The sequence below is a fragment of the Pseudoalteromonas sp. McH1-42 genome (assembly GCF_022347845.1).
GTDB lineage: Bacteria > Pseudomonadota > Gammaproteobacteria > Enterobacterales > Alteromonadaceae > Pseudoalteromonas > Pseudoalteromonas rubra_D.
The window spans coordinates 1-22,591 of sequence record NZ_JAKRFU010000029.1 but is presented as its reverse complement, the minus strand read 5'-3'; the positions used below and the strand labels follow the sequence as shown (position 1 = coordinate 22,591).

The 22,591-nt window shown below is 46.4% G+C and carries 21 protein-coding genes; 6 read left to right on the top strand and 15 right to left on the bottom strand.

Annotation, left to right across the window (positions count from 1 at the left end):
- Window positions 1-34 precede the first annotated feature (34 nt).
- Window positions 35-232, bottom strand: a complete 198-nt coding sequence (locus MHN31_RS21155; protein WP_125560616.1) for a hypothetical protein — start codon at window positions 230-232, stop codon at window positions 35-37.
- Window positions 233-1,102: 870 nt separating this feature from the next.
- Window positions 1,103-2,164, bottom strand: coding sequence for a hypothetical protein (locus MHN31_RS21150; protein ID WP_194868769.1), 1,062 nt, complete (start codon window positions 2,162-2,164; stop codon window positions 1,103-1,105).
- Between the two features lie 665 nt (window positions 2,165-2,829).
- Here MHN31_RS21150 and MHN31_RS21145 point away from each other — a divergent pair.
- The 4 genes from MHN31_RS21145 (at window position 2,830) to MHN31_RS21130 (ending at window position 5,426) form a co-directional block, all read left to right on the top strand.
- Window positions 2,830-3,666 carry a pirin family protein gene (locus MHN31_RS21145; protein WP_239445248.1) on the top strand — a complete coding sequence of 279 codons (837 nt, stop codon included), beginning with the start codon at window positions 2,830-2,832 and terminating at the stop codon, window positions 3,664-3,666.
- Window positions 3,667-3,710: 44 nt separating this feature from the next.
- Window positions 3,711-4,682 carry a glutathione S-transferase family protein gene (locus MHN31_RS21140; RefSeq protein WP_239445247.1) on the top strand — a complete coding sequence of 324 codons (972 nt, stop codon included), beginning with the start codon at window positions 3,711-3,713 and terminating at the stop codon, window positions 4,680-4,682.
- Between the two features lie 190 nt (window positions 4,683-4,872).
- Entirely contained in the window at window positions 4,873-5,049 is a 177-nt protein-coding gene (locus MHN31_RS21135; protein WP_164517542.1) for a hypothetical protein, read from the top strand.
- A 17-nt stretch (window positions 5,050-5,066) separates the two neighbouring features.
- Window positions 5,067-5,426: a hypothetical protein gene (locus MHN31_RS21130; protein ID WP_239445246.1), complete on the top strand. Its 360-nt coding sequence runs from the start codon at window positions 5,067-5,069 to the stop codon at window positions 5,424-5,426.
- 48 nt (window positions 5,427-5,474) lie between these two features.
- Here the strand turns inward: MHN31_RS21130 and MHN31_RS21125 are convergent, their stop codons facing one another.
- Together MHN31_RS21125 and MHN31_RS21120 are read right to left on the bottom strand one after the other, a co-directional pair.
- The gene (locus tag MHN31_RS21125) at window positions 5,475-5,975 is read right to left on the bottom strand and encodes a zf-TFIIB domain-containing protein (RefSeq protein ID WP_239445245.1); all 501 of its coding nucleotides are present in this window, start codon (window positions 5,973-5,975) and stop codon (window positions 5,475-5,477) included.
- 96 nt (window positions 5,976-6,071) lie between these two features.
- On the bottom strand, window positions 6,072-7,151 hold the full coding sequence (locus MHN31_RS21120; RefSeq protein ID WP_239445244.1) for an EAL domain-containing protein: 1,080 nt from the start codon (window positions 7,149-7,151) through the stop codon (window positions 6,072-6,074).
- Window positions 7,152-7,389: 238 nt separating this feature from the next.
- Between MHN31_RS21120 and MHN31_RS21115 the strand changes: the two genes are divergently transcribed.
- Window positions 7,390-7,983 (top strand): cytochrome b, encoded by a 594-nt coding sequence (locus MHN31_RS21115; protein WP_239445243.1) that lies wholly within the window; start codon window positions 7,390-7,392, stop codon window positions 7,981-7,983.
- A 74-nt stretch (window positions 7,984-8,057) separates the two neighbouring features.
- Here the strand turns inward: MHN31_RS21115 and MHN31_RS21110 are convergent, their stop codons facing one another.
- The 11 genes from MHN31_RS21110 to MHN31_RS21060 all read right to left on the bottom strand — a co-directional run bounded on the left by MHN31_RS21110 (window position 8,058) and on the right by MHN31_RS21060 (window position 21,347).
- Window positions 8,058-9,413 carry a trypsin-like serine protease gene (locus tag MHN31_RS21110; protein WP_239445242.1) on the bottom strand — a complete coding sequence of 452 codons (1,356 nt, stop codon included), beginning with the start codon at window positions 9,411-9,413 and terminating at the stop codon, window positions 8,058-8,060.
- Window positions 9,414-9,661: 248 nt separating this feature from the next.
- On the bottom strand, window positions 9,662-10,009 hold the full coding sequence (locus tag MHN31_RS21105) for a hypothetical protein (protein WP_194868766.1): 348 nt from the start codon (window positions 10,007-10,009) through the stop codon (window positions 9,662-9,664).
- A gap of 139 nt (window positions 10,010-10,148) precedes the next feature.
- A complete protein-coding gene (locus MHN31_RS21100) occupies window positions 10,149-11,477 on the bottom strand; it encodes an ATP-binding protein (RefSeq protein WP_239445241.1) in 1,329 nt (442 codons plus the stop codon).
- Between the two features lie 2 nt (window positions 11,478-11,479).
- Window positions 11,480-12,862 carry a sigma-54 dependent transcriptional regulator gene (locus tag MHN31_RS21095; RefSeq protein WP_239445240.1) on the bottom strand — a complete coding sequence of 461 codons (1,383 nt, stop codon included), beginning with the start codon at window positions 12,860-12,862 and terminating at the stop codon, window positions 11,480-11,482.
- A 33-nt stretch (window positions 12,863-12,895) separates the two neighbouring features.
- Window positions 12,896-15,322, bottom strand: a complete 2,427-nt coding sequence (locus MHN31_RS21090) for an ABC transporter permease (protein WP_239445239.1) — start codon at window positions 15,320-15,322, stop codon at window positions 12,896-12,898.
- Entirely contained in the window at window positions 15,319-16,056 is a 738-nt protein-coding gene (locus MHN31_RS21085; RefSeq protein ID WP_239445238.1) for an ABC transporter ATP-binding protein, read from the bottom strand. Before MHN31_RS21085 ends, MHN31_RS21090 begins: the two co-directional genes overlap by 4 nt.
- 97 nt (window positions 16,057-16,153) lie before the next feature.
- Complete coding sequence (locus MHN31_RS21080) at window positions 16,154-17,410, bottom strand: HlyD family efflux transporter periplasmic adaptor subunit (RefSeq protein WP_239445237.1); 1,257 nt, start codon at window positions 17,408-17,410, stop codon at window positions 16,154-16,156.
- A gap of 928 nt (window positions 17,411-18,338) precedes the next feature.
- Entirely contained in the window at window positions 18,339-18,617 is a 279-nt protein-coding gene (locus tag MHN31_RS21075) for a hypothetical protein (protein WP_239445236.1), read from the bottom strand.
- 121 nt (window positions 18,618-18,738) lie between these two features.
- Window positions 18,739-19,056: a hypothetical protein gene (locus tag MHN31_RS21070; protein WP_239445235.1), complete on the bottom strand. Its 318-nt coding sequence runs from the start codon at window positions 19,054-19,056 to the stop codon at window positions 18,739-18,741.
- Window positions 19,057-19,366: 310 nt separating this feature from the next.
- Complete coding sequence (locus tag MHN31_RS21065; RefSeq protein ID WP_239445234.1) at window positions 19,367-19,690, bottom strand: DUF5992 family protein; 324 nt, start codon at window positions 19,688-19,690, stop codon at window positions 19,367-19,369.
- A gap of 1,342 nt (window positions 19,691-21,032) precedes the next feature.
- Window positions 21,033-21,347, bottom strand: a complete 315-nt coding sequence (locus tag MHN31_RS21060) for a hypothetical protein (protein WP_239445233.1) — start codon at window positions 21,345-21,347, stop codon at window positions 21,033-21,035.
- Window positions 21,348-22,320: 973 nt separating this feature from the next.
- Between MHN31_RS21060 and MHN31_RS21055 the strand changes: the two genes are divergently transcribed.
- Window positions 22,321-22,591, top strand: a 271-nt coding sequence (locus MHN31_RS21055; RefSeq protein WP_239445232.1) for a hypothetical protein, incomplete at its 3' end; no start/stop codon positions are given.

Below are 22,591 nucleotides of genomic sequence, written 5' to 3'. Positions count from 1 at the left end.
CGGTATTTAGGTATGTATAAATTCATAGCCTGACTTATGCGTCAAGCTCGCTGCCGCTTAATGAACGCAGTGACGAAGCCGGGCAAACGTATACACCGCTGCGCCCGTCTTTGTAACCAAAGTCATAGGCCAATTTGAAGATATGATGGAGCAGCTGTACATCTACAGCCTCTGAATTCATATTGTGAATATTCAGATTCATGCCCAGTTCTGTCAATGCGTCATTTTTCATCTTATCAGTCCATGTTAAAAAGTATTGCAAAGTGTTAAATTTTCACGCAAACGCATTATTATGTAATCTGCATCTTTTTTCTACACTTTTATTTCTCAAAATTATAAATTTCATAAACCAAATCAATAAACCTTTATTTTTATTGACTTAATTGAGTTTTTAACTTCTTTTCACTTGATCCGCAAAATTTACCCAAAACAGGTATAACTTAAAGCAACATTTCAACAACAACATTAACAACCCTCGCACCAAAGCCCTTTCAGCGGCGCCACATCGTGTCTCATAGCCTAAACCAGACCGATACTATATACGCGTTTCGATCCTGTTCAATGTGCTTCATTGGGGACATTTATACCCCATACATCGGGACAATAACATGACGGTTTAGGGAATTAATTGTTTCAAAATGGTTCAAAAGCGCTACAAGGCTTTTAGCCAGTCGCTCAGGTTAACAGTGATTATGACGTTTATAGGCTTGATTAATTTATAGATTTTATTTTCATGGACGGTGAAATAAAAGCGCCATAAAAAAATGACTTTTAGTTGTCATAATCTCCAATTCGTTCGGTTTGTTGGCACAAATGCAAAACTGACATCAATGCCCGGATCACAAATAAACACCCGGTTATACCCTGACACACGGTGCAAAGCTTACCCAAAAAGTGCACGAATTAAGCGCAGCAGACACTGATACCGGAGCACATTTTCCGGCGTTTCAGTGTCTATTTAGTGACCAAAAGTTACAGGTAGGAATTAAATAAACAGTATAAAACGCAACAAAAGAGCACGTCATTACGGCCCCAAAATATCTCCATTATGCCACTATTTTCACTGATACAATCCTAAGAGGATAACCCGCGCCTGAGGTCTTTACTCTTGCTCAAGATGGGCTATCACCTTTGCCAGCGCCGTTGACACCGCTTTTTTATCCTGCCAGTCGAGTGCAGACCAGTCGACACCACATGCCAGCTGCGTCACATCCTGTGTCAGCAATTTTTGTAGTGCGCTGGGTGAGTCAAACGAGGTGGTGATAAATGGGGTTTTGCTTTTTTCAGGCCGCTTTTTGATCCCTCGTAACTGCTGCACGATGAGATCTGAGATGGCGCGTTTATCCACGGCATTTAGGGTAGACTTGTCATGATCTGCCTTATATTGTGATTCCACAGACAAAATCAGACGTTTCATTTTGACAAAAGAGTAGCTACACCCAGTTTCATAAGCTGACATAACCACCGGGTAACGCGATAATACGTTGTAGTTATCATATGCCCCCATCGAAATGCCGAGTTTGGGGACTATTGTCCTGACAGTGAGCCGAGACATACCAGACTGCAGGCGTGCCTTGTTTAGCTGCTCAATCTCTGTCATGGCATTAGAAAATGCCTGTAACTTTCCATACTGAGGCAAATCCTCACGACTGGCATTTTCTTGAAACTGCTTAACCTTAGTTAGCAGGGGCTTGCTATCGTAAACCTTAAACTGCGCAGCCGCACCATACCCTTTGGCATACACCAGCGCAAAAAAGCGGCGATGTCCTGTGAGAATTTGAAAGCGACCATCTTCCAATGGATACAAAGTGGGTACTTGAATCATTTCTGACACAGAAATGTTGTTGCCTAGCTCAATGATGGAATCTATGGTCTGCGAAGCCCGTTTCCAGTCTTCAGTATCGCGTTTTAAACAGTTTATGATGATAGATTTACCAATCAGAACATGGTTTTCTCCCTGATAGAGCTTAATGAGCTGTGCTTTACTCAGCTTACGCGCTACAAACAGACGAGCGTCTTCATCACTCACGAAAATTGACGGTAAAAATCGGCCATTGGTGGGGTCCGGAACAACTGAGCTCAAAAAAATGCTTTTATACTCGAAAGACTCATCGTTGAGTTCAGCTTTATTGTTCAGGTTGCTCAGTAGCATTTGCTCTAACATAGTTTGTACTCTTAATCAGGCTGACATATACGCTCAGCCGGGCGCTGTGGAACTTTGCCACAAAAAACTCAAAGGTGCTTACACCTAAACCAGAGCAACGGCTCTACCTTCAAGTTTAACGAAAATTTCATCGGGTGCCTACCACCTTGCAATCTGCCCCTTGTGGGTCAAATAACACACAAAGTTAAAGTCACTTTTTTGCGCAGGTCAAGGCGCATTTCAGACAATGACTGATTTTTAAGCGGCAAACCTTTTGTGTCCCTCTGATTCTATTATTCAATCTGGGCTATATACGGCGCGAGCAATGTATTCTGTGGTCCCCCTCACTTTAGGGTATTGCATAGCTGTGGCGCTCTTCACAACTCATCCTCGAGTCGCTAGAACCCATTGAACCAGTTTATGTTCTGGTTGCACCGTCATAATCCTTATTGAGATTTTTATTATTTTTCATCCAGTCCTGATATTAACTTGTTCCTTAAGCATTTAAAACGGTGTCGTTGGCTCATTTGTGAACTCTCGCATCTCACATTCATTCTTTTTTTCAGAACAAAACCTTCAATATTTGCAAATATCATTCTTCTAACGGCATTGCTAAAGTGGTCACATCAGGCAGACACAGCGCATTGGACTAACTTTAAACTGATAGCGCGGGCAACGAGGTTTTTATGCAGATTATTCGTACCAATAAAGCACAGGCTACGCAGGATGGCGCGGGCGTGAACATCAGCCGTATTGCGGGCTTTGATGGCAAGAGTTTAGATCCCTTTTTGATGATCGACGAACTAAAATCAGACAACAGCAGCGACTATATGGCAGGCTTTCCGCCTCATCCCCACCGTGGTATTGAAACCTTTACCTATATTCGTAAAGGTGGCTTTGAGCATCAGGATCAGATGGGAAACAAAAAGGCCATCCGTGCCGGAGATGTACAATGGATGAGCACCGGACGCGGTGTCATCCACTCTGAAATGCCACTCAGTGACGTCGAGCAAGGTATGCATGGTTTTCAGATCTGGCTCAATATGCCAGCCAAAGACAAAATGCGCGCGCCGCGGTATCAGGATACCACCGAGCAAAAGGCGCCTGTAATTATCACCGACTCCGGCGCAGAGCTCAAAGCGCTTGCTGGTAGCTGGCAACTGGGCGAACAAACTGTTCGATCACCACTGAAAGATTTAGCAGGCAATGGCGCCATTGCGGATGTGACTTTACCACCCAACCAGCAGATTACACTGGATATGTCGGGCTATGGCAAAGTCCTGATCTATATTCATACCGGTACCCTGGCAGAGTCGCAATTCGGTGCCACTTATCAGCTGGAACTCGACCCGGCGCACCCGGTAGAATTGCGCAGTGGCCAAGAAGGAGCAGGTATGCTGGTGTTGGCAGGTCAGCCTATTGGAGAAAAAATTGCCCACATGGGTCCGTTTGTCATGAATACCCAGGCGGAGCTACATCAGGCAGTACGTGATTATCAGGCCGGAAAATTCGGTAGCATTTAACACCCGGCACAGTAAAGCATTTAGCGAATTAAGAGGACAACACAATGGGACGATTAATTGAAGGTAAGTGGCATGACGTCTGGTACGATACCAAGAGCAATCAGGGCAAGTTTAAACGCGAAGACGCGCAATTACGCAACTGGGTAACGGCTGATGGCAGCGCCGGACCTACGGGCGACAGTGGCTTTAAAGCTGAGTCTGGCCGCTACCATTTATATGTGTCGCTGGCATGTCCCTGGGCCCACAGAACGCTGATCTTCAGACGATTAAAACAGCTTGAAGCGCACATTGATGTCTCTGTGGTCAGTCCTGATATGCTGGAGCACGGCTGGACCTTTGACAAGGCAACTGGCAGCGGTGGTGATACCCTGTTTGATCAGGACTATATGCACCAGCTGTATACACGCAATAAAGCAGACTATTCAGGTCGTGTGACAGTGCCAGTACTATGGGACAAACACACTCAGCGCATCGTCAGTAATGAGTCGAGCGAGATTATTCGCATGTTCAACTCAGCCTTTAACGAGCTGACAGGCAACACTGATGACTACTACCCTGAAGCACTGCGCCAGGACATCGACGACATTAACGATTTTGTTTATCACAAAATCAATAATGGGGTATACAAAGCTGGATTCGCCACCGAGCAGGCTGCCTATGAAGAAGCAGTACAGACCTTATTTGAAGCGCTTGAGCAACTGGAGCAAAGACTGAGTAAGCAACGCTATCTGGTTGGGGATACTCTAACAGAAGCCGACTGGCGTTTATTCACCACCCTGATCCGTTTCGACAATGTTTACCATGGTCACTTTAAATGTAACCTCAAGCAAATTGAAGACTATCCAAATCTGGCCGGTTATATCCGCGAGCTATATCAATGGCCCAATGTCGCCGATACGGTGGATTTCTACCATATCAAGCGCCACTACTATTTTAGCCATACCATGATCAACCCGACTCAGGTTGTGCCAGTTGGCCCGGATATCGATTACTCACAGCCACACCAACGCGGCTAAGTGCCCTATACAGCCACTGTAAACCCCGTTTACAGTGGTTTTCTCTTAGCTGCTAAAATGCCAATCAAGCCTAACTCCATAACGTGGCGCAGCTATTTTTTTCATTCCCCCTTTATTGAAATAAATGGCATAAGGTGTCATTTGGTGCTAAATTAGCCACCGTCTAACGTGACTTTAAAGGAGTGAAATCATGAAGACAGATAAACAAAATCGTAAAAAGATAGCCAGTAAAATTGGCGTTAGTATGGTCACCGGGTTAGCTGTTGGTACTGCCATAGGCGTCTCTTCTGAGAATATTGTCAATGGTGTAACGCTTGGTATAGCGATTGGTGTAGCCGTCGGTATGCTGCTGGATATCAACGGTTAGTACCCGAGTTAATTCACATGCTTCGAATCGCAAAAACAACGTCAGTCCGAGTGATAAATGGAATATATGCGCATTATTCGTTTACTCGATACTGGGCATACCTCTTTATTGTGTCTGCGCTGAGCTACTTCAGCCACCCTTTAGAGCAATTTTTCAGCTTTGTAACGCTTAATCTCATGCTGGGATTGTTCAACCTGACCCAGATGAACAACTACCAACTAGGGTTTCCTATGTATATAGGCCCGCCCGAGCACACCCTGCCAAATAAGCCCGAGTTTCAGCCATTGCGTCAAACCTGGTATGCCGGTTACACGGTGGTTTTTTGGTTCGGTATTGTTATTCAGCTATCCGTGATCCTGGTTCACTCACTGAGATAACACAGCTGCTCTTTAACAAAGTTAAAGGGCGGACGCCCCACTTGCTCATCAATCACCGATCACGTCTGCAGCAATTGCAAACACTTTTTCAAGGTTGCTGCGCCCGTCCTGCTCTGACAATCTATAGCGCCTGGGGCTATCAACGTGAAAGGCCTGATGCTCTTCGAGCATTTTGATCCTCAGCATCTCACGCTCTTTCGCACTCAGATGATTCTCATGTAATGTATCCAGCTCACCGGTATCAAGCCAGATGCCACCACAGCCCGGGCACTCGTCAATTTCAACCACACGTAACGGACTAAAATAACGGCGCATCATAACGATATCAGGGCATTTTGGGCACTTAACCCGGGCGCTTTCATCACCAAGCGGAGCAGAGAACTGGCGCAGGTGTTTTGCCAGCACCTCTGAACGCAATTCAGATGGATTAGTAAAATTAGATAACACCTGGTTGTCAAAAAAGACACCACCACTGTGCTCGGATATATACACTTTAATACCACCCACTTTCACTGGCTTAAGCGGGTGTGAAGTTCTGGGACACTGCATATTACTACTCCAATCGTCTGCACTGGTTTAATAATCGCAGTATACTGATTGCGCTAAAGATTGGAAGCCGCCTTACACGAGCACAGGTTTAGGTGCTTACAGCCCGGCTTCCCTGGGTTTATCAAACAAAAACCCCTGTGCATAATCAACCCCTAACTCCCGGGCAATAGCTAACTGCTGCTGTGTTTCTATACCTTCAGCCAGCACCTTACCACCATATAGGTGGACCGTATCAACCACTTGCCTGATCTCATCAATGATCTCAGCGCCATAATCCAGGCGGCTGATAATGGTGATACACAGCTTCACCACATCGGGTTTCACCGCATTGATCAAAGTCAGCTCAAAGAATCCGCAACCAACATCGTCTAGCCAGAAGGTGTAACCTAGCTGGCGTAGTTCGGCCATTTTTGCTTTGATGGGTGCCCAGTCATCTACAGGCAGATGTTCTGTCAGCTCAATACAGAGCAAGTGTGCATAAGGATAATCTAGCAATTTGCCCGACACATCCGCGTCAAATAGTAAAGCGGGTGAGAGATTAACCGTTAATCTTACCGTGCTTTGTTGCTCACATTGACCCTGATGCGTTGCTAAATGGGTTGTCAGTGCCAGCTTTTCAATATCAAACTGTCGACCCTGTGCCATGGCAGCACCAAAGAGCTTGTCCGCACGGTGCAAGGGTGACGCCTTCGGACCTCGGATCAAGGCTTCGTATCCAAATATGCCGCTGATTTGAACATGCTGAATTGACTGCCAGTAAGGGAGCAGATTTTTGTTGGCAAACACCCGCAACAAATCTTCTTTACTATCGGGGTAAAGCTCGTTCAGAGCACAAGCTGCACCAGCCCGGATAGTTTGTTCCTGTGAAGTTTGCGCTGTCACCTGCGCTGAGCTCACCTGGATCTCGGCTTCATGAACCAGCTGACAATCCAACTCGTTTAGCAGGTGCTGCGCCACGTGCTGGCTCAGTGCTCTTTCTGCCTGCGCGGGAGAGTCAAACTGGTCAGTTTCGAACCAAAGCTCACCCAGCTCAAATATGTCCTGCTTCAACCCGGATTGGACATTTTGCGATAGTAATGTCACTAACGCACGCCATACTTTATGTGCTGTAGACTGGCCAATACGCTCAACAATATCAGACCACCCCGACAAAGAGACTAAGGTTAAAGTGTGCAAAGGACCTCCGGATGATTCCCACAGTATTCGCTTGCAGTATAGCAGGGCAAATCAAAACCAGCCTCACGCGATACAATCAGCACAACTCACACTTAATAAAATAAAGGTAATATAAATCAGAGCATTAAAATCAGTGTTCTCAAAAACAGAATACTTTATCCGGATCTTTGTGGCATTCATTTATACCTCAAACTGTTACCATCCTCGGCAGTAACAACTCATTATCTGGAGCGAACCGGTGAGCATCAAGAATACCTCACGAGATTATGGCACCATTGCAAAATGGCTACACTGGGGCACTGCCCTGTTATTTCTGGCGGCCTATGTCAGCGTCTATTATCGTCAGTGGTTTACCGAAGCCAAAACCCCGGAAAACTGGACCACATTGCAGCTCCATTTGTCGTTCGGTGTTTCAATTGCGGTGATTGTCGCACTCAGACTCATCTGGCGATGGCTCAATACTGCGCCCGCAGCCGAACCAGGCACTCGCATCGAACATCTGGCTGCCCATCTCGGCCATTACGCTTTGTATGCCGTGATGATCATCGCACCAATAACCGGCTATATTGGCACAGGTGTGGACACCGAGTTTTTCTTTTTGTTTGATATTCCTAAATTTGAAAGCACAGCGCTGTTTAGCACGCTCGTCGAGCAGGGGCTGGGACTGTCATTCGCCGAGTTTGAAAAACCCATCGACTTTATTCACAAGGAGATTCTCGGCGCCTGGCTTGTCTGGCTGCTGATCCTGGGTCATGCCGCTGCAGCCCTGTACCATCACTTGGTTAAACGCGACCGGACGTTGCTGAAAATGACCCGCGGTGGCGAGCGCTAGCCATAAGCTGAATAATAGATTTCCCTTATTTTTGCAGTAAAAAAGCAGCCTAAGCTGCTTTTTTACTTAATTGCTTAACGCGTACAACTTGTGTCCTGGCCAAGCAGCTTCCAGACACCCCAGGTGCCCGACTCACTTGGTACATCGCCGCGTGTCCACCAGCGCGCTTCATACTTAAAACCCTGATAAGTCACCTGATCTGGCTTATCATAAACCTTGTTCGCATCCCAGTTACCAGGACAGTTTGTATCACCACCCGATGTGACCGTCGCCGTGGCTTTGGCGCTGTAGTTCACCTGGCTTTCTTCCAGGGTGAAGTTGACAGCTACACCGGCTGAGCCACTGCGACTAGCACCAAATTCAACCCCCACCTGACAGCTCTGATTTGCGGCAAGCGTGCTCGCGCTACACGTATCAACCGGCTTAACCAGACCAGAAGTGACACCACTGGTGGTTACATTTAAGGTCTTAAAGCTGAATGACGTGTTACCTGAGTTGGTAATGGTGAAAGTATGTGCTTTGGTTTCGCCAACCTTGAAACCCGTGAGCGTATCGTTTGCTTTGAACGACACAGAAACCGGCTCAGCTCCACCTTTTACGCTGTCGATCCAGCTGCGCAGTGCCGCCACATCTGAGTACACACCATATTTTGCTGGACGTGCACAGCCAATCCCCCAGCTGACGATTCCCAGCTGTACGACCTGGCCGCCTGAGTTTGCTACGATTGGGCCACCGCTGTCACCGCTACAAGAGTCTTTCTGACCCTCAGGGTAGCCGGCACAGAATGCCACGCTGCCTACATTCTGGTACGAGCCGCCAGACTGACGACATACCTGATCAGAAACCAGTGGTACGTCTACCTCATACAGGTTAGTAGGACGGCTGCCGCCTTCACTCAAACGACCAAGACCTGCAACAGAAATTAAATCACCAACGCGCACATACTGCTCAACATTGCCCTGTGCCAGTGTAACGCTCGACCCCTGAGTTGGAGTACGAACCAGCTTAAGCAGCGCAATATCGTGGTTTAACGTGCTGCTGTTATATTGTGGGTGAACATACTTTTCAGCAACCGCAATGCGGTCACCATCATTGCCGCCAAGCACAAAACCCGCCACTTTAACATTAAGCCCGCTTGCCGATCTGCCACTCACACAGTGCGCCGCAGTCAGTACGTAACCATCACCGACATAACTACCACCACAAAATGCAGTGGTGCCATTCGAACTTAAGATTTGTGTATAAAATGGCCAGTCTGCGGTGTTAGCTGGATTACCACCGACAATTTCAGGCTCATAATATTCAGTACTTATGCCACCAAGTAAGTGCTCACCTACATCAGCTGGTTGCGCAACCACTGCGGCACTCAGACCTAGCCCCAGCGACACAGACAGCGCTGTCATTGAAAGTGTTTTTTTAACCTTTAACATGTGTATACCTTTGTTTTTCCTTTATTGGGAACCGAAAAATATAAACACTAATTTTACACTTGTAAACAAAAAGATTAAAAAGCACCCAAGGTACAGTTGAATTGCACCTGTATTTCATACAGAAAAAGGTTGAGTAAGCAGACAGAAATGATCTTGAAAGAAGTGGACTTTACAATATATTGGGGCATCACGGTGACGCCCCTTAAACTGCCTGGCTTTGTGCGCCAGCAGCCATACAGCACAGCGGCTTAGTATTTTGCGCTGATGCCGATCAAGGCGTTCTCTGACTCACCATCATAACAACGGGTATTGCCGCCATCGCGATTCTCAATAACCAGGTTGTAGACTGTGCGTGAGTCCTGACCTGCTTCAATGGCTTTCAGCACCGGGCCAAGCAGATAAGTGTGCGTGCTATAGATGATTACCGGCTCCATCTGATTACCAGTGCGCTCACTGTTGTATCTGACTTCAAAATTACCATTGTGAGAAGCAACGCTGGTCACAACTCCTGAACAGGTAAAGATGGTTGCTTGTGCAGCAAATGCGCTGCCTGCCATACATACGCCAATAGCGGCGCGTAACAAATGTGTTCTCATTATTCTTCCTTAAGTTGATTAGTGCCAATACTGGCAACACACAGACTAAGCCCACAGGGTGAATAAAAAGACACCAAAAAGTTAATTTTTTATTTCAGTTGAAGTGATAACTAAAAATCAATCGCCAATTTACCTGCTGTCAGCCTTCGTAATGCGGAAATAGCAAGCGCACTCGCGCGCCCTGACCGTCCGGGTTATTGTCGAGCTTAATGCTGCCGCCGTGTGCAAACATGATCTGCCGACACAGAGCCAGACCAATCCCGCTGCCCTGTGCTTTGGTCGTGTAAAAAGGCACAAAGACATTGTCCGGGTTTGCGATCCCACCACCATTATCCACCATGGTCAGAACCAGCTGGCCCAGTGAAGTAGCAGAAGACAAAGTGATTTCGACCCGCTGGCCGGGCGTGACGGCTTCCTGCGCGTTTTTTGTAAGGTTGAGCAACACCTGTTCAAACTGCTGTTGGTCAACCAGCACTGAAGCAGACTGCTCCAGTTCAAACTGCCAGTGTATATCAGGGTAAAGGGTTGTGAGGGTACTGATCACCCGGTCCAGTTTTACCGGTACTTTGTTAGGTTGAGGTAAGTGCGTCAGACGAGTATAGCCTTCTAAAAAAAACCTCAAAGAGCTGGCGCGTTCACTGATAATGCCTATGCCCTGACACAAACTGTCGGCTGATGGCTGTTTGTCAGGCTGTGATAAACGCTTGCTAAGCTGCTGCGCTATGGTGCTAATGGGCGTCAGGGTGTTGTTCACTTCATGACTCAATACCCGCAACAGACCCTGCCAGGCCGTGCGTTCTTTTTCCATCAGCAAGCGCTCAGCATTACTGATAATTAAAAACTGATGTGCTTTGCCTTCGCTAATAAAGCGCTCTCGTAATACCAGGTATTCACCGCTGATCTGGCCGTCATCGAGCATCACTATTTTACCATCAGAGGCAATCAGTTGGCGGCCCAAAGCACTGCTGGCAAGCTCGAGTGGCTGCTCTGGGCTGGGTATGCCAGTAAGCAACACGGTCTGGGCGGGCTGATTGGCCATAATGACCCGCGCTTGCTCATCCAGCACCAGTACCATGGCATCCATCTGATTAATGAACTTATTGAGCATCAGACGCGATTCCACCGCCTGGGTTTTATGATGGCTGAGGCTGTCTGCCAGCAGATTAACCTGACTGAGCAAATCAGACATGGCTTTATCGCCGCTCACCCGTCCTCGCATCGAATAATCCCCCATTGTCATGGCTTCAATCAGATTCGTTAAGGTATGCAGCTGATGCGCCACCATGGCCTTGCTCGCCACCACCAGACAGATCAGCAACAAAGCAAACACAGTCGCAATAAATACCACCAAATAGCCATTCCAGCTGGCCATATACAAGCCTGTCACCATCAACAGATAACAAGGCAGACAAATCGCGATAATCAAGCACTGCAAGTGCGTCAGGGCAAAACCAGAGACCTTGCGCATTGCTATTCGGCCATACCAAACTTGGCCAACCTACGATAATAGCCGCTGCGGCTGAGCCCCAAAGAGCGAGCTGTTTCACTGGCATTACCCTGGTGATGACGTAGCCTCTGGCGCAGTACTGCTTGCTCGATTTCATCCAGCGTCAGGCTTGGGTCGTCCACATTAGCCTCCGCTGGCTCTCCGGTTGTGATAGCCAGATCGTCCGGGGTGATCTCGGCCGTACGACACACAAACAGCGCCCGCTCCAGGATATGGCGCAACTCGCGAATATTGCCAGGCCAGTTGTACTGACAAAGCGCAGTGAGGGCTTGCTCACTCAGCTGCGACACAGGTTTGTTGTACTTTGCTGCAAACTGGGTCAAAAAGTGTTCGCTCAGCGGACCAATGTCGGCCACTCTTTCTCTGAGCGAAGGTACTCTGAGTTCCACCGTATTCAACCGATAGTAAAGATCCTGACGAAAACCACCCGATTGGATCTGCGCTGGCAAATCACCATTGGTGGCCGAGATAACCCGGACATCAGCAACCTGTGACTGACTACTACCAACAGCCTCAAACCTGCGCTCTTCCAGCACGCTGAGTAACTTGGCCTGCTGAGACAGCGGAATATTGGCAATCTCGTCCAGAAATAAGGTGCCATGACGAGCCATTTCAAAACGGCCTGCTCTGTTGGCTTTGGCATCGGTAAAGGCCCCTTTGACATGGCCGAACATCTCACTCTCAAACAAGCTTTCGACTATCGCCCCCATGTTGGCCGTGACAAACGCCTGTTCAGCGCGCGCCGAACATCGGTGCACGTAAGCCGCCAGCATGCTTTTACCGGTACCGTTGTCGCCAGTCAGCAAGATGCTCATATCGCTTTGAGCCAGTTGTTCAAGCTGAGTCAGCAACTGTTGCATCGGCTGTGAACAGGCCACAATCTCGCTGCGCTCCTGAGGATACGCGGCTTGCTGTAGCAACTGGTTTTGCTGTTTCAGCCGCTCATTTAACCCCTGTGACTGTGCAAGTGTGATATGGGTTTGCAAGGTGTGCAGCAAACGCTCGTTGTCCCAGGGTTTTTGCACAAAATCCTGAGCACCACTGCGCATCGCATCTACCGCCAGTTCAATGGTCGCCCAGCCAGTCATCATCACTATCGGCAGGCGACTGTCGAGCTGTCTGAGTTCAGCTATCAGGGCAAGCCCTTCTTGTCCTGAGGTGGTGTCTTTGCCAAAGTTCATGTCCAGCAAAGCGCAGTCAAACGACTGCACTTTGACTTTTTCCAGCGCGGCCTGAGCCGTGGTAACACAACTCACCTCATAGCCTTCGTCCTGCAACAAAAAAGACAAACCGGCAATGACGTTCATATCATCATCGGCGACCAGAATATGTTGTTTTGTGCTCATGCCAGTTCTTATACTTCCTTCACTTTTATGGGATTATTCATAACGCAGCGCTGCGCTCGGTTCAAGCTTAATCGCCCGTTTGATAGGCATATACACCGCCAGCAACACCACAGCGCTTAGCGCAGCACTTACCGCCACAGCCAAAGCATAATAGGCACCAACGGGGAATAAACCCTCAGTAAACTTCTGAAAACCCATCGCTAACAAAGCAAACAGCAACAATGCCAGCCCAAGGCCAATCACCAGCTGAACCGCCCCCTGACGCATAAACAACCCCACAATAATACTGTCACGTGCGCCCACGGCACGACGAATGCCAATTTCATGCGTGCGTTGTGCCACGGCATTGGCTGTCAGGCCATAAATACCAATGACCGCGAGCACCAATGCAAAGCCGCCGGTTGCAAAGGTTAATTGAGAAATAAACTTCATCGACTCGCGCATTTTATCGCGATTTTTAATGGCCGGCATCACCGTCTGCGTAACCTCCAGATTAGGCGCAATTTTGTACATCGCCTGATAGAAGATTTCGTCAGCATTGCGGGTGCCGGGCAAAATGCGATACGACAGCTTTTGCAGAGTTTGCACGAACTGACTACCACTGATGTAAATTTCATCGGCTGAGTCCAGCTTGCCAAACAAAGATTTCGGGTTCATTAGGTTCGAGACCACACCCACCACAAACACTTGCTGATTTTTGCCCTCCAGTTCCATGGTAAAGTGCTGCTCCAGTGCGGATTGTCCCGGCCAGTAACGCTTTGCCATAGAGTCACTGATGATCACCACCTTGCGCTTGTCCATGGTATCGCCGAGGTTAAATAAACGCCCTTCGAGTAGCTTAACCCCGGTGGCCTGGAAATCCCCCAACATGGAAATCGTGTCAATTTCAGTGCCCGCTTGCTCATCACCATAGGCTTTGTCGGCAAAAAAGACATTGCTTGGGCCTAACCACTGTGCCACCGATACATGTGTGACTGCGTTGTGATTTTGCACCTCATTCATCAGTGCATAGGTCAGGTTAAGGCGCTGTTGTGGGCTGGGATACTCGTGTTCTGGAGTATTGTAACGCGTGCTCATCACATTCTGATAATCATCGCCCAGGTCAAGATTAACAAATTTATTGGCGATCAGTGCTGATATCGAGCCTATCAACATTAACAAAGCCACTAAAAAGACCTGAGTGGTTACCAGAACACGAGACAAGCGACCAGCTTTACGACTTTGCGCTCCTCGGGTGCCATCTCTGAGCGTGGCATTGATATCCTGACGCGTACTGCGCCAGGCAGGCAAAAAGACCGCCAGCATTACGGTACTCAGCATATAGGCCAGCGCCATCAATAAGGTTGCCCCATCAAGCCCATATTGCCACCAAAACAGGCCGGCACCAGGCAACCAGGAACGCAGCGCCACGTTAACATAATCCAATACTGCGCCAACCAGGCAAACACTCAAAAATGTCCCCAACAGAGTGATTAACACGCCTTCCCACATCAACTGGCTGATCAGGCGCCCGGAACTTGCCCCCAGCGCGTTACGAATAGCCGTCTCTTTTTGTTTTTCAAGAATTCTGGCCAGCAACAGGTTGCCCACATTGATACAGGCCAGCAGTAGCACTACCCAAGAAACCGCACTCAGAAAGAAAAACACCGTGGCGCCCTCTCCGCCAGTTTGCGCCATCTGAAAGGTGAGGATGCGCACCTGTTTTTGTACCGGCTCCATGCCATAACTCTGCTGATTTTGCAGTTGCAGGGTACGCAGTATTTGCGTCATTTCGCGCTCAGCCGTGGCTATTTCAACACCTTCTTTGAGGCGAATATACGCATTAAACTGCTCGCTCACCGGGGCTTGCGCGTCGAGTACCTTGTCGGGCAGAGGTAACCAGATACGCGCAATATGTGGAAAACGATACCCCTTCGGCATAATCCCCACCACTTCGGTCTGTACACCATTGAGCTCAATAGCCTGACCCAGCATTTGCGGGTCGCGGTTAAACTCATCCTCCCAGACCTCTTCGCTGATCACCGCCACAGCTGGGGCGCCTGGCAGGCTGTCCTGAGCATTGAGCGTGCGTCCTGTCAGTGGTTTTATACGGCTGAATTCAAAAAAGCCTCCCTGTACCGCAGCACCAAAAAAGTTGCGGCCAGCTTCGCCTTTACTCATCCGCACATCCTGATCGCGAAAGATCCCCAGTTCAGAGAAGGCTTGTGCACCTTGTCTCAGGGCCTGAAACTCGTTGGCAGTGGGCATATCGAATTCGCCATCATTATAAACCACTAGACGTTTTGCTGACTCGCCCTCTGGCAAAGGCAGCGCTTTGTAGATAGTGGTATACAAAAATGAAAACGTGAACAGGGCTATCGACAGGCCCCCAAGCAGCACCCCCAGCGTCATCACGGTAAACTTGGGCGACTTATAAAGCTGACGCAATGCGTATTTTAGGTCCAGCAACATGGCCATCATAACGCCTCCAGATCCAACGCGTTGTGTGCCAATGTCTGTGATGTCTGTGTATTACGGGTGTCTCCTACCAGGCGGCCATCAAACATTTCCAGGCTGCGCTGCGCACGCAATGCAGACGCGGGGTCATGGGTCACCATACAGATGGTTGCGCCTTCGCTATGCAACTTGTCGAACAACGTCAGCACCGCCATGGCGTTTTTAGAATCCAGGTTACCTGTGGGCTCATCGGCCAGAATAATGGCAGGGTCATTCACTAATGCCCTGGCAACGGCAACGCGTTGCTGCTGACCACCGGATAGCTGGGATGGAAAATGCGCAGTACGATGGCTCATTTCGACTTTCTCAAGCACTTCCTGCGCCTTGGCCTGCATTTCCTTGCGGCTGATCCCGGACTGATAGCTCAAAGGCAACATGACGTTTTCTGCCACCGTGAGGTCAGAAATGAGATTGAACGACTGAAATACAAAGCCAATTTGCTTACTGCGGATGAATGCACGCTGATCACGCGACAACCGGGATACATCCTGATTGCTCAGTATATAGTGCCCCTGTGTGGGTGCATCCAGCAATCCCAGCAAGGACAACAGGGTTGACTTACCGCACCCGGATTGCCCGGTCAGGGCCACATACTCACCCTCTGTGATGCTCAGGTTAATGCCGTGCAATGCCTGAGTTTCTATTTCATCGGTATAAAAACTTTTACTGATATTTTCTAATCTTATGAGTGCGCTCATGAATGACTCCATTTCAGAGCCAACAGGGTGCAGCAAACAGCCACTGTTGGCAAGGTTAAGGCGTAACGGCCTGCTTGTTTCTTCTAGTAGAAACGCATTAATTCAGCTTGATTTCGGCATGATCCTGCCAGTCACTGCTGTCGGATATAATCACTTCATCCCCGGCGCTTAGCCCAGACACGATCTGCACCCGATTGACAGACACCTGACCCAGGGCCACCGCCGTTTTGTGAGCAAAACGTCCAGCCTGATCAAGTTTATAGAGCTGGATCCGGCTGGATTTGGGTGCATAAGTTGGACGGCGGACATACAATGTATTGCTCAGATGGCTGACCTGAACCTGTGCGTCTACCGTCAGCTCAGGACGGGCATCCGCAGGCAGACTGTCGGGTAACGCAACATCCACCAATACCATGCCATTTTCCACTGCGGGGTCTATGCGTGTGACCGTGCCGGTTATTTCATTATTTCGGGTATCCAGCGTCACGCTCTGGCCAATCTGAATATCCTGAACCCTGACTTCCGGTACTTGCAACTCGGCGTATAAATTCTGTTGCGATGCCAGCAATGCGATGCTACCGCCCAGGCTCACCTGCTCACCCAGCTCCAGCGAAATTTGCTGTACGACACCGCTTTTATCTGCACGTACCTGCAAAGCATCAACCTGTTCCTGCATGCGCCTGAGATTATTCTCCAGCAGGCCAAAACGGGCAGTTTGTGCGGCTTTGGTAGCTTCAATTTCAGCGCGCATTTTGAGCGCCTTTTGCTTCGCGGCCTGCCACTTTTGTTGCTCACGCTTTACTGCCAGCTGACTTTTTTGATAATCCAGTTGAGACACAGTGGCATTGCCTTGCTCGATCAACAGGGTTTCGGCGTCGAGTTTTAGCTTTTCTGCCTGATAACCCAGATCTGCCGAAACCACCTGATTGTCGAGTTCGACCAGTTGAGATTCCAGCGAAACTATGGTGGCGTTATTTTCAGCTTTAGCGGCTTCTTGCTCCCAACGCGCCTGCTCAAGTTCTCGTTGCAACTGCGGATTAGATAACTTGAGTAGCAATTGCCCGACTTCGACCTCAGCACCCGCTTTAACTAGCACCTGCTCTACCCGACCGGATACCTGCGCTGCCACCCAACGGATCTCTGCGGGCTTTAGCACACCGGTAGCCCGAACATTGATCTGAAAATCGCCCTGCTCCACCTTCGCCGTAACCACGGTTTCCCGATCCACGAAATAAGACGCATCACCGGTGAACTCCTGCATTGCCAAGTAACCCAAAGCCAGCGCGACAACCGGCAGCAAATAACTCAGTTTTTTCCAGCGCACTGGCTGTGTAAGATCTCTTTGTATGTCCATCTGCTTTTCCCTTCTGTTATTGGGTCTGGTTTGCAGAAGGTGTTACAAGGGATGTGCCAGATTTAAAACCACTGTACACAACTGTTTTAATTGATGTTTATTTCTTTCCCTGGAAAATGGATTTTGCAGGTGTATCGGTTTTGAGACAGGTGAAACAGGTCAGTGTGTCGAATTTGACACAGGCGTTTAATTGACGAAGTCGGTTGAGGGAAGAGTTACGAAACCACTGTGTAAAACAATATGCGAAATAGCATGACGACTAAAAGTGCCAGACACTAAACAGGCTTTGAACACTACCAAAGAATGATTTGTCTCTTTGTAAAAAGGCCTGGCAAAAACTCATCGTATCCGGATGAAAAATCACAGGCATTGGCTTTGCCGTTGATATAGCACAAATGTGATTCGCGTAGCTTGCCTCTGAATGTGCTAGAACAATACCGCGATTCTGTAACCTGGCACCTGATCCGAGCAACTTAGATTTTATTCAAGCTTGTCACATGATGTACTGAGATTATGATTTATCTGCTTTATTAATCGTGGAAAGCCAGTGTCTGTTTTACAACTAAATCATCGACTATTTTTAGCGTGCCAAACTCAACTTTTAACTCGTTCTCAAACTGGCCTACCAAAACTGAATATTCTCTCATGATCGAAGCTATCAGCTGATCATCATGTTGCTCATCTTCTTCCTTTAAATACCGTGACTTGATAATTTCATAGTCAGCCTTATTGGCTTCTATTAGACCATAAACCAAGTTAGTTATGTCTTCTGGGGTATTACACTCTTCCTTAAACTATTCTTCTGACCTTCAAGCACAACGCTCACCTTGAGCATCCACTTAAGGTATCAAAAAACTGGGCACTTACTGACAACACCATTACTAAAAATCTACGGTCACTAAGAATTATGACATTGATATTAAGCTCGTTAATTTGACTCTCGCCAGACTTCAATGGCAGTAGCCAGGTCAAACTCAGTTCTTAAATTGGATTTTCTTCGAGCATAAGCGCCGGGGTTAAAAGCGACACTTTTAGCCAACTCTACGATAAACCCACGCCCAAAACTCCTGTATGAAGCTATTTCGGTTTGAGTGAGCTGAATATCAACGTTAAACATCGCGACACCACCGCAAAGAACAGATAAATACATGTCATTTTGATTCTGGAATAATAGCCATGACCAGTTTTCTTCATCTACAACAAACATATCACCTCTGATGTTCATTACACTTTCACAAGCTAACCATATCAACCAGATGTTGCGCATGAGTCAAATAAAAATACCAAGCGGCGAATTGTCCGCCGATTTTAATGCACTTAACTAATGTCTAGTCCGATATGCCATGCAACATTTCACCTTTATCCAGGGCATAACCTATCGCAGCTAAAAACTTGTGCAATAAGTGTCTTTCCCCATCAGACAAATCACCAATAAGCAGTACACCTAATTCAGTTCTGGCTTGGCGCAGCTCAACAATAGAAAACGAGCTATCGCTAAACTGATCACACATCCTTCTCAGAAAGAAGTTATCTGACTTCTTCAGCAAAGCGCATATTAACGGATACTCACTGAAACAAATCGAGGCCACAATGACAGGAGCGTCCTTAACATATTTACTTTTTCCAACTGCCAGATCGTACGCCATGACTTAGTTTTCCTGTCTTACTGATGAATGAAAAAAAGGACAGCCACCTGAAATCTAATACAGCCACTTTAATTTACTTTTTTGGCCCAGCATTGATCAAAACTTGAAAGTAACATCAATATACTTGTTTTAATGTGCATCAATACAAGAAGAATGCAACTATTGCCTAGCTATTCAGTCATTTCCGGCAAGCCATAGCCAGGGGATCTGATTTAGCAGGCGCACAACCGCAACATAGTATTTAAACTGAGTAAATCATATGCTCAACTACCGTGCACGCCAACCCTGATAAGTCGTAATCTACAATTTACTAGTTTGTGAAAATACCAATAAAGTTTGCTCCGCCACACGCATTGTTTGAATAATTGTGTATTCTGATCTTCTTTCCACTCATTGCCGCTGCAAGGGCAATTGAAAAGGCTTGGTTGTAAGACTGCTCTGATTGAGACTGACTTGCAGGAAACTCAACAGATCCGTTTGCACATGGACCTGTCCCTCCACTTAACTTAACGTAAAACACATCTTTATTACCACTGGAACTCGCAACTTCAGTAATGACAGCATTCCTTACCAGCTCCCCTGCTCCACTGAAAAAAGATGACAAAAGCAAAGTCGCACAAATTAAATGTCTCATAAATTTTCCTTTAAAACTAATGTATACATTAACGAAAAATTCCTCATAGGCATGTTTATCGCGAAACGACTCGCGAAAAATCGGCCAGAGAGTAGGCCTCCGTTTTGACTACACTTGTTATTTTCTATTAATTTAAAACGAATTAAAAAGGCACTTTACTTTACTAACTAAAAACTTACAACAACGTTACCCCCCTGCTTGAGAAAATAAATTATTCCAAGCACTAGCCCAACAAAAAATCTAAAAGTCGATATTTCATACGAGAAGTAGCACCATTTACCTTCAAACTAAAAAGACCTTTTTTACTTAAAATAAAAGATAAAATAGCTATAAAAAGGTTACAATCTGCAACTTCTACCGTCACACACTGCTCTGTTAGCTTCTGTGCAATGGAGCGCTATGTCATTAAGATAATTAATTTTCGCGTTCTTGATCGCGAGTACATAAAGTATGCCAGCTTGATTATCATTGGTGGCAGGTAAATCCACGCCGATGGGATTAGCATCTATATGTCTGTGCGCAGTCGATACCTTCATGATCATCTCCTCAGTAAACTCCTTGACCTGTCCTAAAAAGTCATAGGCATTCGAACTAGTGCAGGTTTGCTGTTTACAATGCAACCCGCTGAAACTCGAAATACATAACATTCTTCCACACAGTAATCACTGGATGCAAAAAAGTGATTTTCTATATAAATGCAAAGCTAACTGATGTTGAGTAATACAGTAGGAGGGGATAAAACGATTTTTAAGCTTAAAATTCTTGCTAAAAAAGCAATCAGAGCTGCTCAACGGCGTGACAATTAAAATAGCAACTTCCTTTGTATTGGCTCAACCTCTCCTAAAGAAGCCTAACCATAAACCTCATAAAAATCACAATATAACTAATTAAACCCCCTTTAAAATACTAATTAACATCTCTATTAACCCGCCTGATTAGCCAGAAATTATAGGCAATCACAAGTAAACCCAACGGAAAAAAGACCAACCAGATAAAACTCGTTTTTTTACTCAAACCTACTGCCCATGGCTTATTTTTTACCAAATAGAAACCACTGAATGCACTAACGAAAAAACATATGCCAACAAGCATTTGCAACCACCATTTTATAGTCACGATAGATTCTAAGTTGCTAAAATTGGTAGCAATTAACAGTATCGAAATCAACATACCGAACATAAATTGAACCAGGCCTAAAATTATACAATGTTTCTTCATAAATTCCTCATGGTAGATAGCTCAACACACAGGTTCCTGGATATTCAAAAAGATATGATAAAAGTGTTTTGCCCTGAACCAGTAAAAAAACCTCCATCATACAATGCTTCTTTACCTCAATTTATTAGCTGGAGTAGATTAGCTGGAATTGTATCCTTTGGTTATCAAATTCATTTAACAGTCTGCTTTTTAACTTCTCAACTTCCGCTTCTTGCCATGAGTTAGCAGAAATAACAACCTTCACTTTACTCACAGTTATTTTATCACGTATTTCATCAACATATGCTTCAATGGTGGGCTGAGGTGCTCGTGCTCTCATGAGCCCTTTTTCTGAGAGCCTTATATGTACTTCAGATGCAGGAAGCGCTTCTGGTTTAATAAACCGTGAAAATAGAAACAAACACAATACCAACGTAGGAAAATAAAGTAATGGCTTCATAAATTTATGCTCAAACAGCTCTCAGAAAACCAGCAGCGAGCCGCTAGTTTTTTAACTTATTATTACAACACATCGACTTAGGGTTGGCATCGTCCATTTTAATGCTATCTCAGGCGTCTTTCCTGCTGAGCTCTGTGATACCCTCTCAAGCAAGCTCCCCTACCTGAGCAACGCCTATGTACCCATTAAACTAATTTTCTACTTATTTTACAAGCGTCAGAAGGTATAATGCTGATGTAATTCATCATCCTAAATAATCTATCAATGCGAATTAACTACTTAACACCAGGATAAAGTCTAAGCATGAGAGGCTATTTTATACTTCTTGCTTTTCGCGCAAAACCCAATATACAACCCTGACAAACAATATAAAACAGCAAAACCAATATAGAAAAAGCAAATCAAAGATGAAAACCAAACAAAAAGAACCGCACAAAAAAATAACCTCAAAACTATGGTGCGACTAGGATAAAACCGGCGTTAAAGATGGTAAAAACGAGCAAAATGATGAATACAAAAGCTACACACCTAATTTATACAAAGTATAATTATTAGATGATTGCAAATATATAAACATTGAAATTTTACAAACTCTAAAAATTTATTATTTCAGTAAAAATATCACATAGCAAGACCGCGAAGTTAAGCATATAATTATTCATGTAAGCTTTCGCCACCCCACATGATGAATTTAAGCACTTTAAAAAATCAATATCGGTTATGATTTTTATCACAACACTGACAAAACCCTATTAACCCTACCAACTTATAATGTGAAAACTGAATAAAAAATGCCCGACCGCAAGCCGAGACGAACCACCAGACCAGCCTTTATGAATCGAGTACACACTATTTTCTCGGCAGCTCAGCCTCTGCAAAAGATCCAGGCCTCCAGATAAAAACCAACAAAGGTCTGGCGCTATGAAAGGTCTAGGCTATCCTGAGTAGTGTTTAAAGGATGAAAAGGTGGCTTATGCAACAAATACTGAAGCTCTTACTATCCATTGTAATAGTGGTCATTACCTTTATCTCTTCAGCGACGCTTGCTGGTATGTTGGCCGAATACGCGGGTTGGTGGAAAAAGCCAGTAATAGGTGGCGTCGCGGCTGCCTGTGTTGTGCTCTCGGGTTATATGAGTGCGCCTCGGCATAAACTGTATTATGCTGCAGCCTGGTTAGTGATTGGTGCGGTGGTGGCCGCAGTGATGTCTAACATATTTATGTATGACGAAGATGCCAATACGT

Bases quoted from the DNA above. Each gene is read 5' to 3' on its own strand.
- MHN31_RS21155 (WP_125560616.1), bottom strand. From the start codon at position 232: ATGAAAAATGACGCATTGACAGAACTGGGCATGAATCTGAATATTCAC.
- MHN31_RS21150 (WP_194868769.1), bottom strand. From the start codon at position 2,164: ATGTTAGAGCAAATGCTACTGAGCAACCTGAACAATAAAGCTGAACTC.
- MHN31_RS21145 (WP_239445248.1), top strand. From the start codon at position 2,830: ATGCAGATTATTCGTACCAATAAAGCACAGGCTACGCAGGATGGCGCG.
- MHN31_RS21140 (WP_239445247.1), top strand. From the start codon at position 3,711: ATGGGACGATTAATTGAAGGTAAGTGGCATGACGTCTGGTACGATACC.
- MHN31_RS21135 (WP_164517542.1), top strand. From the start codon at position 4,873: ATGAAGACAGATAAACAAAATCGTAAAAAGATAGCCAGTAAAATTGGC.
- MHN31_RS21130 (WP_239445246.1), top strand. From the start codon at position 5,067: ATGCTTCGAATCGCAAAAACAACGTCAGTCCGAGTGATAAATGGAATA.
- MHN31_RS21125 (WP_239445245.1), bottom strand. From the start codon at position 5,975: ATGCAGTGTCCCAGAACTTCACACCCGCTTAAGCCAGTGAAAGTGGGT.
- MHN31_RS21110 (WP_239445242.1), bottom strand. From the start codon at position 9,413: ATGTTAAAGGTTAAAAAAACACTTTCAATGACAGCGCTGTCTGTGTCG.
- MHN31_RS21105 (WP_194868766.1), bottom strand. From the start codon at position 10,009: ATGAGAACACATTTGTTACGCGCCGCTATTGGCGTATGTATGGCAGGC.
- MHN31_RS21100 (WP_239445241.1), bottom strand. From the start codon at position 11,477: ATGCGCAAGGTCTCTGGTTTTGCCCTGACGCACTTGCAGTGCTTGATT.
- MHN31_RS21095 (WP_239445240.1), bottom strand. From the start codon at position 12,862: ATGAGCACAAAACAACATATTCTGGTCGCCGATGATGATATGAACGTC.
- MHN31_RS21090 (WP_239445239.1), bottom strand. From the start codon at position 15,322: ATGATGGCCATGTTGCTGGACCTAAAATACGCATTGCGTCAGCTTTAT.
- MHN31_RS21085 (WP_239445238.1), bottom strand. From the start codon at position 16,056: ATGAGCGCACTCATAAGATTAGAAAATATCAGTAAAAGTTTTTATACC.
- MHN31_RS21080 (WP_239445237.1), bottom strand. From the start codon at position 17,410: ATGGACATACAAAGAGATCTTACACAGCCAGTGCGCTGGAAAAAACTG.
- MHN31_RS21075 (WP_239445236.1), bottom strand. From the start codon at position 18,617: ATGTTTGTTGTAGATGAAGAAAACTGGTCATGGCTATTATTCCAGAAT.
- MHN31_RS21070 (WP_239445235.1), bottom strand. From the start codon at position 19,056: ATGGCGTACGATCTGGCAGTTGGAAAAAGTAAATATGTTAAGGACGCT.
- MHN31_RS21065 (WP_239445234.1), bottom strand. From the start codon at position 19,690: ATGAGACATTTAATTTGTGCGACTTTGCTTTTGTCATCTTTTTTCAGT.
- MHN31_RS21060 (WP_239445233.1), bottom strand. From the start codon at position 21,347: ATGAAGCCATTACTTTATTTTCCTACGTTGGTATTGTGTTTGTTTCTA.